This window comes from Kastovskya adunca, assembly GCF_059505785.1.
Genome location: NZ_JCACLG010000041.1, coordinates 60,375 through 79,744, shown reverse-complemented (window position 1 = coordinate 79,744; position 19,370 = coordinate 60,375). Strand labels below are relative to the sequence as shown.

At 48.1% G+C, this 19,370-nt stretch carries 18 protein-coding genes; 11 read left to right on the top strand and 7 right to left on the bottom strand.

Annotated features, from left to right (window positions below):
• Positions 1–176: 176 nt before the first annotated feature.
• Complete coding sequence (locus AC5JR3_RS15695; RefSeq protein WP_495847479.1) at positions 177–1,484, bottom strand: CCA tRNA nucleotidyltransferase; 1,308 nt, start codon at positions 1,482–1,484, stop codon at positions 177–179.
• Between the two features lie 81 nt (positions 1,485–1,565).
• Between AC5JR3_RS15695 and AC5JR3_RS15690 the strand changes: the two genes are divergently transcribed.
• Both AC5JR3_RS15690 and AC5JR3_RS15685 read left to right on the top strand, forming a co-directional pair.
• Complete coding sequence (locus AC5JR3_RS15690; protein WP_495847478.1) at positions 1,566–1,814, top strand: Ycf34 family protein; 249 nt, start codon at positions 1,566–1,568, stop codon at positions 1,812–1,814.
• A gap of 256 nt (positions 1,815–2,070) precedes the next feature.
• Positions 2,071–2,721 (top strand): DedA family protein, encoded by a 651-nt coding sequence (locus tag AC5JR3_RS15685; RefSeq protein ID WP_495847477.1) that lies wholly within the window; start codon positions 2,071–2,073, stop codon positions 2,719–2,721.
• A gap of 104 nt (positions 2,722–2,825) precedes the next feature.
• Here AC5JR3_RS15685 and AC5JR3_RS15680 read toward each other — a convergent pair whose 3' ends face one another.
• Together AC5JR3_RS15680 and menD are read right to left on the bottom strand one after the other, a co-directional pair.
• The gene (locus AC5JR3_RS15680) at positions 2,826–4,028 is read right to left on the bottom strand and encodes an argininosuccinate synthase (RefSeq protein WP_495847476.1); all 1,203 of its coding nucleotides are present in this window, start codon (positions 4,026–4,028) and stop codon (positions 2,826–2,828) included.
• Positions 4,029–4,138: 110 nt separating this feature from the next.
• Positions 4,139–5,878, bottom strand: a complete 1,740-nt coding sequence (gene menD, locus AC5JR3_RS15675) for a 2-succinyl-5-enolpyruvyl-6-hydroxy-3-cyclohexene-1-carboxylic-acid synthase (protein ID WP_495847475.1) — start codon at positions 5,876–5,878, stop codon at positions 4,139–4,141.
• A gap of 68 nt (positions 5,879–5,946) precedes the next feature.
• On the opposite strand from menD, the gene AC5JR3_RS15670 reads away from it, so the two are divergent.
• Complete coding sequence (locus AC5JR3_RS15670) at positions 5,947–6,243, top strand: antibiotic biosynthesis monooxygenase family protein (RefSeq protein WP_495847474.1); 297 nt, start codon at positions 5,947–5,949, stop codon at positions 6,241–6,243.
• On the opposite strand, the gene AC5JR3_RS15665 is transcribed toward AC5JR3_RS15670, so the two are convergent.
• Positions 6,240–7,661: an isochorismate synthase gene (locus AC5JR3_RS15665; RefSeq protein ID WP_495847473.1), complete on the bottom strand. Its 1,422-nt coding sequence runs from the start codon at positions 7,659–7,661 to the stop codon at positions 6,240–6,242. The genes AC5JR3_RS15670 and AC5JR3_RS15665 overlap by 4 nt on opposite strands.
• Positions 7,662–8,075: 414 nt before the next feature.
• On the opposite strand from AC5JR3_RS15665, the gene menA reads away from it, so the two are divergent.
• The 7 genes from menA to AC5JR3_RS15630 all read left to right on the top strand — a co-directional run bounded on the left by menA (position 8,076) and on the right by AC5JR3_RS15630 (position 15,299).
• Positions 8,076–8,981, top strand: a complete 906-nt coding sequence (gene menA / locus AC5JR3_RS15660) for a 2-carboxy-1,4-naphthoquinone phytyltransferase (protein WP_495847472.1) — start codon at positions 8,076–8,078, stop codon at positions 8,979–8,981.
• A gap of 9 nt (positions 8,982–8,990) precedes the next feature.
• Positions 8,991–10,022: an o-succinylbenzoate synthase gene (locus tag AC5JR3_RS15655; RefSeq protein WP_495847471.1), complete on the top strand. Its 1,032-nt coding sequence runs from the start codon at positions 8,991–8,993 to the stop codon at positions 10,020–10,022.
• Complete coding sequence (locus tag AC5JR3_RS15650) at positions 10,007–11,461, top strand: 2-succinylbenzoate--CoA ligase (RefSeq protein ID WP_495847470.1); 1,455 nt, start codon at positions 10,007–10,009, stop codon at positions 11,459–11,461. Before AC5JR3_RS15655 ends, AC5JR3_RS15650 begins: the two co-directional genes overlap by 16 nt.
• Positions 11,462–12,079: 618 nt before the next feature.
• On the top strand, positions 12,080–12,922 hold the full coding sequence (locus tag AC5JR3_RS15645; protein WP_495847604.1) for a YaaW family protein: 843 nt from the start codon (positions 12,080–12,082) through the stop codon (positions 12,920–12,922).
• 74 nt (positions 12,923–12,996) lie between these two features.
• Positions 12,997–14,316 (top strand): O-antigen ligase family protein, encoded by a 1,320-nt coding sequence (locus AC5JR3_RS15640; protein WP_495847469.1) that lies wholly within the window; start codon positions 12,997–12,999, stop codon positions 14,314–14,316.
• 132 nt (positions 14,317–14,448) lie between these two features.
• On the top strand, positions 14,449–15,024 hold the full coding sequence (locus tag AC5JR3_RS15635) for a J domain-containing protein (RefSeq protein ID WP_495847603.1): 576 nt from the start codon (positions 14,449–14,451) through the stop codon (positions 15,022–15,024).
• A 2-nt stretch (positions 15,025–15,026) separates the two neighbouring features.
• Positions 15,027–15,299 carry a DUF3143 domain-containing protein gene (locus AC5JR3_RS15630; protein ID WP_495847468.1) on the top strand — a complete coding sequence of 91 codons (273 nt, stop codon included), beginning with the start codon at positions 15,027–15,029 and terminating at the stop codon, positions 15,297–15,299.
• Positions 15,300–15,365: 66 nt separating this feature from the next.
• On the opposite strand, the gene uppS is transcribed toward AC5JR3_RS15630, so the two are convergent.
• From uppS to lysA, 3 genes are all read right to left on the bottom strand, one after another.
• Complete coding sequence (gene uppS / locus AC5JR3_RS15625; protein ID WP_495847467.1) at positions 15,366–16,115, bottom strand: undecaprenyl pyrophosphate synthase; 750 nt, start codon at positions 16,113–16,115, stop codon at positions 15,366–15,368.
• Positions 16,112–17,029 carry a diadenylate cyclase CdaA gene (gene cdaA / locus AC5JR3_RS15620; protein WP_495847466.1) on the bottom strand — a complete coding sequence of 306 codons (918 nt, stop codon included), beginning with the start codon at positions 17,027–17,029 and terminating at the stop codon, positions 16,112–16,114. Before cdaA ends, uppS begins: the two co-directional genes overlap by 4 nt.
• A gap of 93 nt (positions 17,030–17,122) precedes the next feature.
• Positions 17,123–18,529 carry a diaminopimelate decarboxylase gene (gene lysA / locus AC5JR3_RS15615; protein ID WP_495847465.1) on the bottom strand — a complete coding sequence of 469 codons (1,407 nt, stop codon included), beginning with the start codon at positions 18,527–18,529 and terminating at the stop codon, positions 17,123–17,125.
• Positions 18,530–18,607: 78 nt separating this feature from the next.
• On the opposite strand from lysA, the gene rimI reads away from it, so the two are divergent.
• Positions 18,608–19,219 carry a ribosomal protein S18-alanine N-acetyltransferase gene (gene rimI, locus AC5JR3_RS15610; protein ID WP_495847464.1) on the top strand — a complete coding sequence of 204 codons (612 nt, stop codon included), beginning with the start codon at positions 18,608–18,610 and terminating at the stop codon, positions 19,217–19,219.
• The last annotated feature ends 151 nt before the right edge of the window (positions 19,220–19,370 follow it).

Sequence of the window (19,370 nt, the reverse complement as noted above, 5' to 3'; positions counted from 1 at the left end):
CCAATTCGGATTCTATGGACAAAGTTCTTTCTTAATATTGCTATTGTCTTTGGCGCTCTCAGTATAGTTTTGAATCTCATAAGAGCAATTATTCTGAGGACGAGCAGGCGTTAGAAGTATACCTATCACAGGAGCTATAGTCCGAGGAGTGTAAAATTAGCTAAAAATGAGCAGCGCTAATGGGAATTAATGAGTTGTGCTGCTAATGCTAAAGCTTCTTCACGAGTGAAAATTCTCCCTTCTGCTCGTGCTAATTGAAGCTCGTTGAGAAGTTGACCGATCTGGGGGCTAGGACGAATACTGAAAGCTTGTATCAGGTCATTTCCCGTGACTAATGGTGTGGGATGGGCGACTTGGTCATTGGGGTCACAGTAGCGGTTAATTAAAGGAGCGATGGTTTCTATTGCTATCCCTGATGCTACTCCCAGCAATGCTACTGCACTGAAAGCTTGCCCTACTTCTTGAAAGAAGAAATATTGTTTTGGCACAGGTATTTTGTTGGGGAGTACTAAGTTTGTCTCTGCTAGGGATTGTAATTGCGGTAATGCTTTGAGTACCGTACTTACTGCTCGAATTTCGGCGCGGCTGTATTTTTGATTTTCTAGTAACTCTTCTAGGTTATTGTCTGCAACTAGCCCAGTGGGAGTGACGTTACCGAGCAAACTGGCTAACTTAGCCATACTCAGCCAAGTGCGCTTCGAGCCTAGAGCTAATCCAGGAATTTCGCTTTCTAGTTTCGCCGGAAACTCTTGCCAGGTTGTGCCTAGTTCATTAACCACCGAGTCAATGACAGCGACTAAGGATAGGTTTTGAGCTGTCACCTGTTTGTGCAAAACCTGAGACAGAAAATTATCCTCCCACGCAGCTTTTAACCAGATGCTCCCTTGGGGAGAGCGGAGTAAGTAGCTAAGTTCTGTTTGCACGCGTTCGGCGGCTACTTGAGATAGTAAAGGTGCGAATTCGCAAATAGTGGAGCGGGTTTCTGGCTCGATGATGAAATTGAGTTGAGCGGCTTGTCGGTAAGCTCGCAGTAACCGCAAGGGGTCATCTTGCAAATTTTTCCGCGACACCATGCGGATAATGCCGCGTTTTAGATCGGCAATGCCTTGCAGGGGGTCAATGATTTGATTAGTGTGGGGGTTGTAGGCGATCGCATTAATCGTAAAATCTCGCCGTTGTAAGTCGGTTTCTAAGCTGTCGCCTGAAGCTAAAGCGAAGTCAACGGTGGCTTGCTCAAACACCACTCTGGCAATCTGCCGCTCTGCATCCAGTACAACGAAACCAGCATGATAGCGACTGGCAATCTCACGCGCGATCGCCACCGCATCCTGGGGTAGAACAAAATCTAAATCCAGGTACTCAGAGCGTCGCCCCAACAAGGCATCCCGGACAGCCCCCCCGACTAAATAAGCCGATTGGGGCAGGGCTTCTAGCGGCAAAGGTAGGGCTTGTGAAGTTAGTTGAGAAAGAGAATACGCACACATGGCAACAAAAATCAACCCAATAGCTAGTTAATCATTGTCTGGTCTGAGCTAAATTAACAGAAAGCCTTTGGAGACAAAGTGATGTGTATTTGTATAAATTGTCACTACGTAGACCGCTGTACCACCTATAATGCCGTGGAAACACAGCATCAAGTCCCTCATCTAACAGAAACTCCAGACTTTGACGCTACCGAACCGACGATTAATGTTAACATCCGTCCTCAGCAAGATTATGTGGAGATGGAGTGGGATGTCGTCGGTTGCTTGAGCTTTAAGAAAGAAACAGGCAAATGGGCAAGCTTGCGTCCAGGTGAGTTGATACCTACCTGAGCAGCGATGAGGAGCGGAGGCGAATTAGGAAGTATGAAGTATGAAGTATGAAGTATGAAGGGTGAAGTATGAAGGAGGTTATCAGTTCTCCCCTGCTCCCCTGCTCCCCTGCTCCCCAACTTCCCTGCTCCCCTGCTCCCCCGCTCCCCTGCTCCCCCGCTCCCCAACTCCCCAACCCCTAACTACTCCATTGACACTATTCCCTGAATCGCGCCAATATGTGAGATAGGATGAATCTTTGTAAAGGCTGTACTGGATGTCTTTTGAGCTAATATCACTGGAGACGCTCCAGGAAATTGCCAAGCAATACGGATACTGGGCTGTTTTTTTAGGGATTTCCCTAGAAAATGCTGGAATTCCCTTACCAGGGGAAACCATCACCCTTGTTGGTGGTTTCTTAGCAGGCAGTGGCGAACTTAACTATTGGTGGGTATTAGGAAGTGCGATCGCCGGAGCTGTCTTGGGTGATAGCTGCGGCTATTGGGTTGGCAAATTAGGCGGTTGGCCGATTTTGCTCAAGCTAGGGGGCTTCTTTCGGATCTCAGAAGAGCAACTGAAAGAAGTCAAACAGCAGTTTAGTGAAAATGCCGCAAGAGCGGTATTTTTTGGGCGGTTTGTTGCTTTATTGCGGATTTTTGCAGGGCCGATGGCAGGCATTGCCCAGATGCCTTACCGAGAGTTTTTGATATTTAACGTTGCTGGTGCTACAGTCTGGGCGTCGGTGATGGTGAGCTTATCGTTTTTTGTAGGCAGAGTGGTGCCCCTAGAGCAATTAGTCGCTTGGGTGGCTAAATTTACAGTCGTTGCGCTTGTTCTGGTTATTGCCGCGATCGCGGTTCCTCGCTGGTTAGAGTCGCGTCGTAAGCAAGTCGTGGTCAGCGAGACGACGACAACGGAATCGGAGTAGAGGCTCAATAGTGAAGTCGCTTCGCTTTACCCCTCTCTACTTGCCTCAAATCCCCTTTATACCAAAACACCCAGCCTCAGCGCTGGGTGTCTTACTTGGTGATGCTATTCCCTAACTTTCTGCGACCAGACGCGGGTGGGTAGTCCCCAGACGTAGATGAAGCCTTCAGCGGCTTTGTGGTCAAACTGATCCTCTGCGCCGTAGGTGGCTAAGTTAGGGGTGTAGAGAGAATTAGCTGATTGGCGTCCAACAATGGTAGCGTTGCCCTTGAAGAGTTTGACGCGTACTGCCCCAGAGACACGTTCTTGAGTTTGTTGAATGAAGGCGTCTAGCGCACCTTTCAAAGGGCTATACCACAATCCTTGGTAGACAAGCTGGCTGTAGGTCTCTTCAATCCCACGCTTGTAGTGGGTGACATCGGCGGTTAAGGTGAGACTTTCTAAATCACGGTGGGCGTAAATTAAGACAAGTAGAGCCGGGGTTTCGTAAATTTCCCGCGATTTGATCCCGACGAGGCGGTTTTCCATCATGTCGATGCGCCCAACACCGTGAGAACCCGCCAGCTGATTGAGTTGAGTAATCAAGCTAACGGCGTCTAAGCTTTTGCCATTTAAGGAGGTCGGGATGCCCTGCTCAAAGCCAATATCTATGTATTCTGGCTGATCGGGAGTATCCGCGATCGCCTTAGTCATCAGAAAAATTTCTTCTAGTGGCTCAACGTTAGGATCTTCTAGGGGACCCGCTTCAATACTGCGACCGAGTAAATTACGGTCAATACTGTAGGGAGACTTCTTCTTCACAGGGGAAGCAATGCCGAATCGTTCGCCGTAAGCGATCGTTTCTTCACGGCTAAATCCCCATTCCCTAGCAGGTGCTAGCACTTTCAGGTCAGGATTTAATGCCGCGATCGATACATCAAAGCGTACCTGGTCGTTTCCCTTACCCGTGCAACCGTGAGCGACCGCATCTGCACCATATTCGGCGGCGGCTTCTACCAATAGCTTGGCAATCAGCGGACGAGCCAGTGCGGTTGAGAGAGGATAACGATTTTCGTACAGAGCATTTGCCTGAATCGCCGGAAAAGCATAGTCTTTGACAAAGCTTTCTGTAGCATCGGCAATGAGTGATACAGAAGCACCGGATTTCAAGGCTTTTTCCTTAATTGGTTTGAGTTCGTCTCCCTGTCCTAAATCTGCGGCTAGGGTAATGACCTCTTCTACGCCCCACTCTTCTTTAAGGTAGGGAATACAGACGGAGGTATCAACTCCACCTGAATAGGCAAGTACAACCTTGTTGGCGCGACCCATTAATTTTTCACCCCTGAAAACGATTGATTCGCTATTCTATCTGGTTGTTCGGGAGATAAGTAGGTCAGGGCGAACAAATTATCGGGGCAATAGCTGTAATTTTGCCCCTCCTAAGCCATGAGATTGGCTGCAAATCGTCTCAGGTTCTCTTGACGCCACTTGGCATCGGCACGGCGGTCAGTTTGCAACTCTAGGATGCGGATACCTGTAGTGGGGAGGGGGTTTAGTAGGTGCTGGAGTTGTTCCCAGGAGCCAATCAACTGATATTCGATGCCGTAGGTGGCACTCAGTTGGGCAAAATCGATGTCCTGAGGAGTGGCGAAAAACTCTTCAAAGGGGGGGTCAAATTTGGAAATAGGTAGCATCTCAAAAATGCCGCCGCCGTTGTTGTTAATTAAAACAATCGTGAGATGACCGACAAATTTATTTCTGATTAAGAAGCCGTTAGTGTCGTGCAGCAAGGATAAGTCCCCAGTTAGCATGACGCTAGATTGGTTGTGATGGGCAATACCAAGGGCAGTAGATAAGGTGCCATCAATACCATTTGCCCCTCGGTTGAAGAAGGGTTGGATATGACTGTTTCCCGGTTTCCAAAAAAACTCAACGTCTCGCACGGGCATACTATTAGCGACGAAGAAGGGCGTGTCTGGCGGCAGGGTTTGGGAAATTAACCAGGCGGCTTTGCCTTCAAATTGGTTGGTTGTGGTCAGGGTTTGGTCTATAGCTGATCTGACGTTTGTTTCAGCGTTCAGCCATTGGCGGAGATAGGGAGAGATTTGAGCCTTAGAAAGGGAAGGAATATTAGTAGCTAGCTGTTCTATCGAGGTTCGGAGGTGGATGGAATGCCCGTGAAGGGGGTCGAAGTTTTGATCGCTGGGGTCAATGACCCAACGTTGGCGTTGGGTGGCGCTTAACCAGGTACGAAGTTCTTTACTAGTGGGAAGCTCTCCGATCTGTATCACCATTTTTGGGGTGAGTTGCTCTGCTAGCTCTGGGTTCCGCAGGATCAGGTCGTAGGTGGAGATGAGATGGGGGTTAAGGCTGGCGTAGTTTCGCACAGGGGAGAGTCCTTCGGCAAGAACTGCCCAACCAAGGGTTTGGGAAAGTTTAGCGATCGCTTCACAATAAGCTTGAGGCTGTTCCGGTTGGGCAAGTCCAGCAATGATGATGCCTTGCGGACATTGTTGCCATTCTCTAGGAAGTGGAGAGTGGGGAGTAGAAAGTGGAGAGTGGGGGACGACGGTGGCAAAGAACTCCTCTAGCTGCAATTTGGATGGCAAATCCGCTGGGATGAGGTCGTTCAGGGGAGCGAGGGGGTCGCGAAAGGGTAAATTGAGATGAATGGGGCCGGAAATGGGAAACAGCGATCGCTCCCAAGCCTGGATCGTAGTTTGTCGCAAATACGCCAGGAGTGCCATTTCCACACTCGGCAGCGCTAACTCGGCTTGCCAGTTGGGATAGGTGCCGTATAACTTGAGTTGGTCAATGGTTTGCCCAGAATGGCAATTGCGAAGTTCTGGAGGTCGGTCAGCCGTCAGTACAAGTAAGGGAACTCGACCTTCCCTAGCTTCGATGACCGCAGGGTAAAAGTTTGCCCCGGCTGTCCCAGAGGTACACACTAGTACCACAGGGCGTTTGCTGGCTCTGGCGATACCTAAAGCAAAGAAGCTAGCCGAGCGTTCATCAAGAATGGGAATGGTTTCGATCGCCTCGTTTTGGGCAAAGGCAACGGTGAGGGGGGTGGAGCGCGAACCCGGACAAATAACGGCGGTGGTCAGTCCTAAGCGTTTTAAGGTTTCCACCAGAATGGAAGACCAAACTGTATTGGTGTTACGAAAATCAATGGGCATTACTAATATATTGAGTAACGGAAAAACGATATTCCGGTACTAACTAAAATGTTATTTACAGAGATTTGATGATTCTTGAAGCCGTTATACTTACCATCAAACCTGGCTACGAGCAAGAGTTTGAAATGGCTTTTAAGGAAGCTGCTAATATTATTTCGTCGATGGATGGATATTTGTCCCACGAACTTCAACGATGTCTTGAAGCTAAAGGCAGATATCTATTACTAGTAAGATGGAAAACTTTAGAAGCTCATACAATCGAATTTAGAAACTCTCCTGAATATCAGCAGTGGAAAAAACTGCTTCACCATTTTTATGACCCTTTTCCGGTTGTTGAACATTTTGAACGGGTAGAAATTGATTAAATTAGCGATCTAATTAAGGCTTGGAGCTTGAGTTGGATTTCTGCGAGTTCTTTGTCGGGATTGGAACCCGCAACGATGCCCGCACCAGCGTAGAGTCTAGCGCGATTTCCGGTAATGAGGGCAGAGCGAATACCCACAATAAATTCACTGTTACCCTTGTGGTCGAGCCAACCCAAGGGGGCGGCATAGAGGGAACGGTCAAAACCTTCGTAGCGGCGAATTTGCTCTTCAGCGACTTTGGTGGGGACGCCAGCGACGGCGGGGGTAGGATGCAAGGCATCGACAATTTTCAGGGGATGCACGTCAGTGGGGATTTTTGCTTGGATCGGCGTCCACAAGTGCTGGATGTTAGACAGTTGCAACAGTTGAGGTATGGGCAACCGTTGCGGCATCAAGCCTAAGTGAGAGAGACAGCCGGTGATGAAGTCAATCACAAATTGGTGTTCGCGTTGCTCTTTTTCACTGTTTAGCAAACGACTAGCACATTGGGTATCTTCGGCTGTTGTTTTACCGCGTGGTGCTGAACCCGCTAAAGCATCGGTAATTAATTGATGGTCATGAATACTGATTAAGCGCTCAGGGCTAGCACCAATGAAGTTGTTTCCCTTACCGTTGCTACTTGAGAAGATATAGCAATCAGGATGGTGTTGGCGGAGATTATTTAGGGAGCCGACTAAGGAGAAAGGATGGGGAGCGGTGACATCAAGGGTACTGGCAAGGACGATTTTATTAAATCGATGGGTGCCGATTGATTCTAATGCGGAAGAAACGGCTAATCGAAAGTGTTCTGAGTCGGCGATCGCTGGTTGGAAAGGTTGTGGCGGTCGTTGGGCAGGAATATCTAAGGGTTTACTGCCTGACCAAGTAATAGTCTTGAATTGCATCCACAAATGTTCTGAGAGAGATTCTAGATCAACTTGTGGGTCAATGGACAAGTTCGCTGTTAAGACACAGGTGTCATGATCGCGCGAAACTTGCCAACGGGGAAGGAAAACGGTAGCTGGGGGGAAGGGCGCGTTGATGGGGAGTTGGTCAGCAAAAAAGGTGAAACTACAGAAAAAATGCGGCCCTGCAAAAGGTAAGTTTAAGTCCCCTGTACTGATGATTTCATTTAAGCAAGATTGAATAAAGTCTTGGGATTTTGAGAAGCGACTTTTCCCTGAGGATTGAAAAGAAGCGACAGAATCAATGGCGGCGATCGCTTGTTTTTTCGCTGGAGTTTCAAAATAAAAATGGATCTGATTGAGTTGGGCGATCGCCTGCAAAACAACCAAGGGGTCAACGGTGGATATTTCTTGAGAAATGCTGACAATTTGAGGGCAATTCTTTTCAATTGATTTTTGATGACAAATCCGCAGAAACTGATACAGTTCTTCTTGAGCGGATAAGAGATTAGTACGGTAGGGAATAGCTAGCATATCAATAGCAGAGGGTAAAGTTTCTTGAAGTTCTATTCCTAAAGCTAGTTAACAATGGTGGGATATTTTAGGGGGGATGCCCTTATCCCTGGTTGACCTCTAGGTATCCGTTGATACTGACCACAGTTACCCCAGTCAGGGGTCAGGTTCTGAGTTAAGTGGCACAAAATGACAGCCAGCTACCAGCAATGGGGAGTTTTGCAAGAGCAACTTCATGCTACTGAAAAAACTTTCCTAGTAGGGTTGTCATCCTGTCTGTTATCTTTATCATCAGTGCAACCAGACTTGTGTGTACTCTCAGAACAAAAATTGAGCATCGCAACGCCGCTGCCTCATCCTTACTTTAGCTAGTATTCAGGCACTTGCCTGTTGAAACTTTAGCAATAGTTGGCTTCTAGTAATTAATTTTGTCAGATGACTACAAGTTTCGTTCAATCATTTAACAGCAAATTATGGCTAGCAGCCATCAAGCCACCAATGTACAGTGTGGCAATTATTCCAATTTGGGTGGGCACTGCTGTAGCTTTTGCTGAAACTCAAATTCTTCAAAAAACAGTATTTTCTACATTTTTGTTCTCAGCAATTTTGATTGTTGCTTGGGTTAATTTTAGCAATGATGTTTTTGATTCTGAGACTGGAATTGATGAAAACAAAGCGCATTCATTAGTAAATTTGACAGGAAATAAATGGCTGATTTTCTGGTTAAGTAATTTCTTTTTGGGATTGGGGATACTGGGAATAGGCGCGATCGCTTGGTGGCAGCAAGATTTAACAGTGATTGGGTTAGTCTTACTGTGCTGTGCCTTTGGTTACACCTATCAGGGGCCGCCGTTTCGCTTTGGCTATCATGGTTTGGGGGAAATCATCTGCCTGATTACCTTCGGCCCCTTAGCAGTAGCAGCCGCTTACTACTCCCAAGCCCAAACTTGGTCAATGCGGGGTTTGGCAGCTTCGGTAATTGTGGGAATTGTTACCAGCTTAATTCTGTTTTGCTCCCATTTTCACCAAATTAAAGATGATTTAGCCGCAGGTAAGCGATCGCCTATTGTTCGCCTCGGTACAAAACGAGGGGCAGAAATACTCCCCTGGTTTGGTGGCAGCATTTACGTTCTCACCGCTTTGTTTGTTTTTCTCGGCATTTTCCCCGTAGGTACATTACTCATCTTTGCTAGCCTCCCCTTTGCCCTGCAACTCTTCCGGCACGTCAAGCAGTACCACAATCAACCAGAACGGGTGAGTAACTGCAAGTTTATTGCTGTGTCGGTACATTTTTGGAGTGGTTTGTTATTGGGATTAGGATTTGTCCAGCCATGGGGTTAAGCAAGTGTGATGCGCTACTCCTTTGAGTTTCGCCCTTATCAGAGGAAGTTTAAGCGATCGCTTTTAACCAGCCACGGACGCTGGGAGGTTCGAGAGGGCATCATTCTCCGCCTCACCGATCAAACCGGGCAAGTAGGTTGGGGTGAAATTGCCCCGATTGCTTGGTTTGGTTCGGAAACCTTGCAGGAAGCGAGGGATTTCTGCGCCTCGTTACCAGAGGAAATTACCGCAACTGAGGTTTTCTCTATTCCATCCCAATTGCCAGCTTGTCAATTTGGTTTTGAGTCGGCGTGGGAAGGGTTGGCGAGACAAACCTCTAAGGTTATCCCTCCCCAATCCTTCCCCTTTAACGGGAATGATCTTTTTCCAACTCCTGTCAACCGGAAAGAGCTTTCATTCTCCTGTAGTACCCACACCTACAGTTATCTGTTGCCGACTGGGGAAGCGGCTTTGCAAGCATGGCAAGAACCTTGGAACCAGGGGAGTTGTACCTTTAAGTGGAAGATTGGGGTGAGTCCGATTGCAGAGGAACTGAGGAGTTTTCAGCAACTAACTCAGGCGTTACCTGCGGGGACAAAGCTGCGATTGGATGCCAACGGTGGGCTGACTCTAAAAGAGGCGGAGCAGTGGCTGCAAGCGGCGGATCAGGCAGGAATGATCGAGTTTATCGAGCAGCCGCTACCGCCGGAGCAGTTCCACAGGATGTTGGGGTTGAGTGCTGAGTATGCCACACCCTTGGCTTTAGATGAATCGGTGGCGACTCTCCGGCAGTTAGAAGCCTGTTATCAGCGAGGGTGGCGAGGGATTTTTGTTGTTAAGGTAGCGATCGCCGGTTCTCCTAAATGTTTGCGGCAGTTTTGCGATCGCACGCTTATTGACGCGGTATTTTCATCGGTGTTTGAAACCGCTATTGGCAAACAAGCCGCTCTAAATTTGGCAGCAGAATTATCTCAAAATGACCGCGCGGTTGGCTTTGGCGTCGATGACTGGTTTGATGAGGACAAAGAAACCTGGCTAGAACAGCTATGGAAACACCCCTAACCTATCTCAAACAAAGGGCTGATCAGGATTGGCTGGTTGGTTACGACAGCCAAAAATTTAGGCAGTTGAGCCAGGAGTTTTATGAGAAATTGATCTCATTAGGCGATCGCCCGACGCCACCAAAAATCCTGATCGCAGAATCTGAACCCCTACACTTCCTCGCCAGTTTCATCGCCGCCTGTGCTGCGGATTGCCACGTTTTCCTCTGTAATCCCCACTGGGTAGAACAGGAATGGCAACAAGTCTTTGATTTAGTTCAACCCCATTTAGTTTTGGGGAATATTTTAAACAGTGACACAGCCCTCCTTAAAAAGGGGGATTGGGGGGATCTAACCTCTAGCAAGCCAGCCCAAAATCTTTCTCCCTCAATCATGATTCCCACAGGGGGTTCGTCTGGCAAGATTAAATTTGCCATCCACACTTGGGAAACATTGATGGCATCGGTAGGGGGGTTTGCTCAGTATTTTGCAGGCGCTGAAAGCTCGCCAGCTTCTCCTGTGAGTCCGGAGGGAACAGCACCAGGGAGGGGGGTAAATTCCTTTTGCGTTCTCCCTCTGTATCACGTCAGTGGGTTAATGCAGTTTTTGCGTTCGTTTACTACTGGCGGCAAATTGGTAATTTTGCCGTTTAAAAGATTGATAGAGAAAGGCGATCGTCATAATATCGATCCTTCGGAATTCTTCATCTCCCTCGTACCTACCCAACTGGTAAGGCTGCTACAAATCGATGCGGCTTGGTTATCCCGCTTTCACACAGTGCTTTTAGGTGGCGCACCCGCTTGGCAGGAACTTCTCGACACCGCCAGACGCCACAGCATCCGCCTTGCCTCCACCTACGGCATGACGGAAACCGCTTCTCAAGTCGTCACGCTCAAGCCGGAAGATTTTCTCGCCGGAAATACTAGCTGCGGACAAGTTTTACCCCACGCGAAGGTAACGATTCAATCAGAAACTGGCGAGGTTTTAGCCACTAATCAAACGGGTATTGTCACGATTCAATCTAATTCTTTAGCCTGGGGTTACTATCCAGAATTCTTCAGTAAGTCTCAACCGTTTCAAACAGACGATTTAGGCTTTTTTGATCATAAAGGTTACTTAACTATTGTCGGGCGACGGAGTCAGAAAATTATTACAGGTGGCGAAAATGTCTTTCCGGCAGAAGTAGAGGCAGCGATTCAAGCCACCCAGTTAGTTACTGATATTTGTGTCATTGGCTTGCCTGATTTGCAGTGGGGGCAAGTTGTCACGGCAGTTTATGTTCCTCGGAGTTTATCTATATCTGTTGCAGATTTGCAAGCAAAAATTGTAGATAAGCTAAGTAAATTTAAGCGCCCTAAATATTGGGTAGCAGTAGAAAGTTTGCCCCGCAATTCTCAAGGAAAAGTGAATTGTGAAGAGTTAAAACAATTAACCATATCTTTCTTAATGGAAACTCAATAATGTTGAATAAAGACCCCAGTTGTAAAGTATGAACCAATTTTACAAATTAATGTTGGGGTAGCAATAAGTAGGTGAAAATAAATCAGATTTTGTGTTGCAATATGAAAATATTTAAGTAGCTTTTAATAAAGACTTCAGACCCATTTTGAGGTTTTAACCCTCACTAGAAACCTTTAATTATTTACACCGTCCTACTCAGTAATGATTCGACACCTAAACGGTTTACTGCCACCAGAAATTTTCTGCTCTCCCGTATTAAAAAAAGGGGATTGAGACTATTGATGGATTTTCACTTTTTATCCTTTATCCTTTTTGGTCAGTTCGGGATCAAGAATAGGAGGCAAAGCAGTATCCAAAATCAAAGAAAGCTTCTTAGGCTAGTGGCAGTAAGCAATCAAGCTACAGACCAGGCTGACCAAGCAATTGACAAGATGGCGGCAGTGAGAAGGCTCAAACTAGGAAATATACTTCAACGGGTCAATATGTGCCTTGCCTAAGCAGGTTCTGCTAAACCCACATTGGTAATTACAACGCCAATCCCCAGTTGAGGCTCCTATTGAATTAATGGAAGTAGAATAATTGAACAGGACTGAACTTGGGGATGTGGAGGGAACGACATTGGATGAGCTAAGAAGTGCCTTGGAGTTAGCGACAGAAGAAGAACTAGAGCAGCTAACGCAAATTTTATTTCGCCGCAAATTTAACCCTTTAGACTACTTTCACACGGCCGAGCCAATTGAAATCCAAAGCCAAGACCGGGAAGCTTGGTTAGACGCTATAGAGCAGCGATTTCGGTTTTTGGCGGCAGATGGGGTGACAGTGCTCAGAGGACGTACGGACGAAGTCAGTTATCGACAAGCACTAATCCAGGTTTGTCGCTATCTAAAAATTCCGTATTCTAAACATTTTTCAACTACCGATATTGAGGCAGAGATCTTTCTCAATTTGATGGGTCGAGCTTGGAAACGTTTACCGAAATCCGAACAAAAATCATTGACGGTACAAGTACAGCGATCGCTGGCTAAGACTCCTCTATCTCAACCTCTACCTATACAGCTACAACATGACCCCGTGGGTTTGCTGCTCAAAGGGGGTAGCGCTTTAGCGGTGAGTTCTGTTCTCAAGCCTTTACTGCTACAACAAATAGCGCGGCAGTTTGCCCTCAACTTTGCCAGCTACCAAGCCGCTCAACAAGCCGTTGTTAGAGGTGGTGCAGCTGCTGCGGTACAGTTTCAAAGCTACGTAACAGTGCAAACAGCCAAGCGAGGAATGGCATTAAATGCGGCTCGTTATGGTACAACTCGCAGCGTATTTGCCCTCTTGGGGCCTGTGTTGTGGGGTTACTTCATCGCCGATCTAGGTTGGCGGGCGATCGCGACTAACTACGGTCGCATCATCCCCACCATCTTTGCGCTCGCGCAAATTCGCCTCACCCGCACCGAGTGCTGGGAAGCGGTTTAATCCCCAGGAATTCAGCTTGTAACGTGAGGAGTAAGGCGTTAATCCATAACTTAAAACTCAAAACTCAAAACCTTTTGAGTCGGCATCCTGAACCTAATTTTCAGGGTACCTGGAATTTTGCCCAAATCTTGGCATTTTTATTGCCCTTATTGCCCTTGGTGGGAGGATTAGGGCTATTTTTTGTGAGCGTCGCTGCCTGGAAGCAACAGTGCCGCACCATTATCCGCCGACCCCTCAACTGGGGATTGGCAATCTTGAGCATCGGGCTGATTATCAGTTGTTGCTTTGCGGTTGACCGTCCGGCGGCATTTCTGGGTTTGGCAAACTTTTTGCCGTTTTTCTTTGTCTTTGCTGGACTCAGTGCCTTAATTGAGCATCCCCATCAACTGCGGCAATTGGCAAAGCTTTTGGCGATCGCTTCTGTACCTATTGTCTTGCTCGGCTTTGGACAGATCTTTTGGGGTTGGGTTGGCCCAGAAGGCGTGCTTCAGGGCATTTTGGGATGGTCACTTAGACCCCAGGGAAATCCACCGGGGCGAATGGCTTCTTTGTTTATGTATGCCAACATCCTCGCGGTTTATCTCCAGATTATTTTGATCCTGGGATTGGGCTTGTGGGTAGAAGCATGGCAAGCTTGGCGACAGCGAGGAATGAAGCGTCCGGGCTGGCTGTTGTTTTTGAGTGGGCTGGTAATCGGGAATGCGATCGCGCTGATTTTAACCAGTTCTCGTAATGCTTGGGCGATCGCGCTTTTAAGTGGTCTTGCCTTTGCTCTCTACCAAGGTTGGCGCTTACTAGTCGCAGGAGCCGCAGGTTTTGCCGCCAGTATCCTTTGGGCATCCTTTGGCCCTTCAGTGGGGCGTCAATGGCTGCGTAGCTTCCTCCCCGCCTACTTCTGGCTGCGGCTTTCAGACCAACTCTATCCCGATCGTCCTGTAGCCCAGCTACGGACAACTCAATGGCGCTTTGCTTGGTCGATGGCTCAAGAACGCCCTGGGCTTGGTTGGGGATTACGGAACTTTACTCCCCTCTACGAAGCCAAAATGCAGCTTTGGTTAGGACATCCCCACAACTTATTTCTGATGTTAATGGCAGAAATTGGCATCCCCGCTACCCTATTATTTTGTGGCTTAGTTGGCTGGATTTTAGCTGCAAGTGTTTTACTTTTAAACCAGTGGTCAGATATCCCCACCTTAGAAGCCCAAGTAGGAAAAGATGACAAATTAATCTTTTTCAGTTATTTACTAGCATTTGCTAGCTGTACCCTTTTTAACTTTCTAGATGTAACGCTCTTTGATGTGCGAGTGAATTTGCTAACTTGGGTGTTACTCGCCGCAATTTATGGTGTGGTCGCTCAATATAGAGAGCAACTAACAAGAAAAAACAATCAGTAGACTGACAATCAGCGTTTTAGCTTGGGCAAGCGTGCGATCGCTTAAAATGGTCATCAAAGACTGAACTGATCAGCAAAAAGTGAAACTGCGGTGGCTCCAGAAAGCGTCAGGCAACCTACCCAAGAGCAAGGGATGTCAGATTCAATCAGTTACTACACCCTTCTAGGCTTACATCCCTCAGCCTCACCCATCGAAATCCGTCGCTCCTATCGGGAACTGAGCAAACATTACCATCCCGATACAACTGACCTGCCGGCTGCGGTAGCCACTGCCAAGTTCCAGCAGATCAACGAAGCTTATGCTACTCTCAGCAACCTAGAGCGGCGGCGGCTTTATGACCAGAAAATTGGCTATTCGCGCCTGAATGTGATTCAAGTCCCTCCTGGATTTAATCCCCCTAGCTGTCCGAGACAACCGCAACGATCCAATAACGCTTACCTCGATCCCACTGACCGTCCTCTCTCCGCCGGGGAACTCTTTGCTTTATTCGTTCTGGGGCTGACATTCTTGGGTTGTGTGATACTAGCGATCGCTATTGGCTTAACACGCGGCGATGCTGCCTTTCAAAGGTCTGAACAACAAAATGTGCCTGTACAAGAACAAGTCGTCTCCCTGCAACCCCTCGCCCCAAACGCCCCAACGATTCCCCATCGGCTCAAGTCGAATCCCTCACTACACCTCCTCAGTCTCTATAACCCCTCAAAATAGCTATGACTCTTCCGTCAGCCGATACCCCTTTGTATAATCATCCCCTCCCTGATATTGAGCAGTGGTTGCGCTCCCAGGGATGCGAACAAGACCCTGAAGATCTCCACTGCTGGCGTGTTGAACAAATCCATTGGCAAGCTGAAATTTACCTAGAAGTTGAAGAACTAGCGGTGCGCTACCTCAACGTAGGTGAAGGTGGACGGGCTGTAAAACGTTCATTCAAATACTCTCTAAGCCGCGAAGACGTAGAAGATGCGATTTTTTCTGGCCCCTAGAAAAATTCAGTAAAACCGAAAAGTCTCTTTTGCCTGTTTAATTCCCGCCACACCCGTCCCCAATCCCTACACTTTCCCAAAGCGGCGATCGCGCTGCTGATAAGCACACAAAGCCCGGTGAAATTCTGCCCGGTCAAAGTCGGGCCATAGGGCTTCCGTGATGTACATTTCTGCATAAGCCATCTGCCACAGTAAAAAATTACTGAGGCGCATTTCGCCACTGGTACGAATCAGCAAATCGGGATCGCCAACATGGGCAGTGTAGAGATGGCGAGAAAACAATTCCTCATCAATCTCTTCCGGCTGTAGCTTACCTTGCTGCACCGCAGAGGCGATCGCCTGACAAGCCTGCAAAATTTCCTGACGTCCCCCATAATTCGTGGCAACAGTGAACTGAATGCCCCGATTCTGCTTAGTGTCATTCACCGAGCGCTCAATTTCATCCTGGAGAGATTGCGGCAGAGCAGACAAATTTCCCACAAACTGAATTTGCACATTTTCCTGCATCATTTCTTGCAGTTCTCGCCGCAATACCCTCTCAAACAGCATCATCAAAAAATCGACTTCTTCTAAGGGACGCCCCCAGTTTTCTGTCGAAAAGGCATAAGCCGTTAGTGCAGGTACACCCCAATCCTTGCAACAGCGCAGCAAGTCTTTGAGGACATCTACCCCTCGGCGGTGCCCCATAATTCTGGGCAGTCCCTGACGTTTTGCCCAACGACCATTTCCATCCATAATCACCGCTACGTGTTTCGGCAAGCGGTATCGATCGAGGTCAGCCGGTAACTCTTGTAAGGCAGTCGGCTTTGCAGTCATTTCTTTTCCCTAGACGTCGATGACGGAAGACGGAAGAAACGCGCCAGCAGTGTCCGTCCACCAGACCCAAGGCGGCGGCTCAAACTACGCAAACCTGGAGCAACTGCTTCGCGGTCAACAGAGGTCGAAAATCGTGCCTCTAATAATTCTTTTAGCTTGTTGCTGGTCAATGGTCGGTTCAGTGCCCCCCTTTCCGCCAGAGAAATTGAACCTGTTTCTTCAGACACAACAATACATAAGCAATTTTCGACTCGCTCTGTAATTCCCATCGCTGCCCGATGGCGCGTACCCAACTGCCGCGATGCGGTACGGTCTGAAAGGGGCAAAATCACTCCCGCTGCTACCACACGCGATCCCCGAACCAGCACCGCTCCATCGTGCAACAGTGTAGAGGTTTGAAAGATCGTTTGTAGCAATTCTTTAGAAATTTCAGCATTTAACTGTACACCCGGCACAGAAACATCTCGTTCGTCAATCGGTCCCCCCGTTTCGACAAGCATCAGCGCGCCGATTCGGTTTTGGGAGAGTTCTTTAACAGCATCAACAATTTCATCAATTACGCTATCGGGCTTAGGTGGTGGGCGTCGTTTCGCTTGAAACAGTTGGAGAATTTCTCCCCGTCCCAACTGTTCTAGGAACCGACGAAACTCGGACTGGAAGATGACTGCCATCGCCACTGCCGAGCCAACCACCAACTTTTCTAGCACAAAACTTAGTAGCCCTAGCCCTAAGCGATTGCTGATAGCTGCTGCCAGCATCAGGACAATCAATCCGCGAACCATCCACAAGGTGCGGCGCTCCCCAATGATCAGGAGCACCATGTAAGTAAGTGCCAGAACCAATCCCACATCAATGCTGTGAAGCACTAAGGACTGAGTCCAGCTAGGGTCGAAACCAGGACCCGACGAAGGCATTGAACTTTAGTGAAGAATTTTGCTACGAGATTGCTTGGCTTTGGCTAGATCTTAAAAACTTAGACGGGCAAACAGCCAAAAAAGTTGGTCTTTTTACTTTTTACTATCGCCCGTTTGCAGTTTTTCTGGCAAACGATCTTGCCGAAGAAGATCTTGATAGGTTTCCCGCTGCAAAATCAGGAAAGAATCTCCCTGATTAACCAACACTGCTGCCGGTCGGGGTAGCCGATTGTAATTAGAAGCCATGCTGTAATTGTAGGCACCTGTGCCCATGACAACGAAAATATCTCCTGACTCTGTCTGAGGGAGCATGACGTCTTTAATTAGAATATCCCCGGACTCGCAGTGTTTTCCAGCAACTGTGACTTTTTCGGTTAATGGAGCAGACATGTGGTTGGCGACGACGCAGCGGTAGACAGACTGGTAGGTAATCGGACGAGGATTATCTGACATGCCACCATCTACAGCTAGATAGGTACGTATACCGGGAATTTCCTTGCGGCTACCGAGGGTGTAAGCCGTGATGCAGGCAGAACCAACGAGCGATCGCCCTGGCTCTGATAACAATCTCGGTAAGGGCAACTGCTCTGCCTCACAAGCTGCCACCAAGGACTCACACACTCCCTTTACCCAGGTATCAATGCTTGGGGGATCATCCCCTTCTGTATAACGAATCCCTAAGCCACCCCCAACATTAAGTTCCTGAATCGATAAATTGTAACCCTCGGCTCTGCTTAGGCAATCGACTAAGACCCCGGCTAAGTCTTTGTGAGGTTGCTGCTCAAAAATTTGGGAGCCAATGTGAGCGTGCAACCCAATGCAGTTTAAGCTGGGATGCTTACTTACAAACTCAAAAACTTGATCTAAGGCATTGGGATCAAAACCAAACTTACTATCTAAGTGCCCCGTACGAATGTATTCGTGGGTATGGCACTCGATCCCTGGAGTCAGCCGCAGCATGATCCGCACGGGTGCTGTTGCCGTTGCTAAGTCTGCCAGAGTTTCTAACTCCAGCCAGTTATCGACAACGAGGGTACAACCAGACTTCATTGCCATTTGCAGTTCTGCAACAGATTTATTGTTGCCGTGAAAATAAATCTTGTCGGCACTGATCCCCGCTTCTAAGGCGGTGTAGAGTTCGCCTCCCGACACTACATCGATCCCCAATCCTTCGGAACCCGCGATCGCACAAACGGCTAAACAACTCCAGGCTTTGGAGGCGTAGAGAACCAAAGATTCTCCTGGGTAGTAGCGTTTAAAGGCATCTCGATACTGGCGGCAAGCCGTCCGCAGCGTCACCTCGTCCAAGATGTACAAAGGTGAACCAAATTCTTTAACTAAGCTCGTGACATCACAACCGCCAATTTCCAAGCAATCGTGACTATTCACCTGAGCTGTCAGGGGGAGGAGTTCTTGATTGGGTGAGAGAGTCTTCTGATCATCTTTTGGCAGATACTGATAGCCAGAATTTTGCAGCCCAACCGGGTGAGTCGATACCATAATGCGATATTTATCCTTTAGCTTACTGTAGACGGAACTTGCCTTCCGTTATTCAGTGTACAATTGGGGGCTGTGACTTTGACTTTATTACAACTTCAGCCCTTAACACCAGCGTTGCTCGACGCGGCGTTGGAACTAGACCAACTGTGTTTTGGTGGACTGTGGACGCGGGATGGATACCAGCGAGAATTAGACAGTTCCAGCAGTCACTTTCTGGTTTTGAACGCTGTGGAACCAGCAGGTGAGGCTGAAGCGGACACCTCTTCGTCTCCTACAAAATCAGGACTCCTAGTCGGACTAGGTTGCTTCTGGTCAATTTTGGAAGAGGCGCACATCACGATACTGGGCGTTCATCCGCAATATCAAAGTCAAGGGTTAGGTCAGCTCTTGCTGTATGCTTTACTGCGGGATGCTTGTCACGGCAAGTTAGAGTGGGCAACTTTAGAAGTGCGCCCTTCTAACCAAGCGGCACTAGCTCTGTACCGCAAGTTTGGCTTTAAGGAAGCGGGGCGTCGCCGTCGCTATTACAAAGACACAGATGAAGATGCCTTGATTCTCTGGTGTAGCGGATTGCAAACGCCGGAATTTCAAGGAGTACTCGCAAACTGTCGGCAACTCTTAGGCGATCGCCTTGCCTTATATGGCTGGCAACTGTCTGAGGATTGGGACGTACCTCACGTTACCAGTTAGTCGGCAGAGTATTTGTAAGGGCTAGCCCGTGACTAAATGAGCCTACCGAGTCAACTAAGCCAGAGCGATTTCGGTCTGAGTCGGAGAACGTAAGAAACCTTTACACATAAATCCTCCCTCTGGTTGTCTGGATGCCAACAGCCGGAGAGAT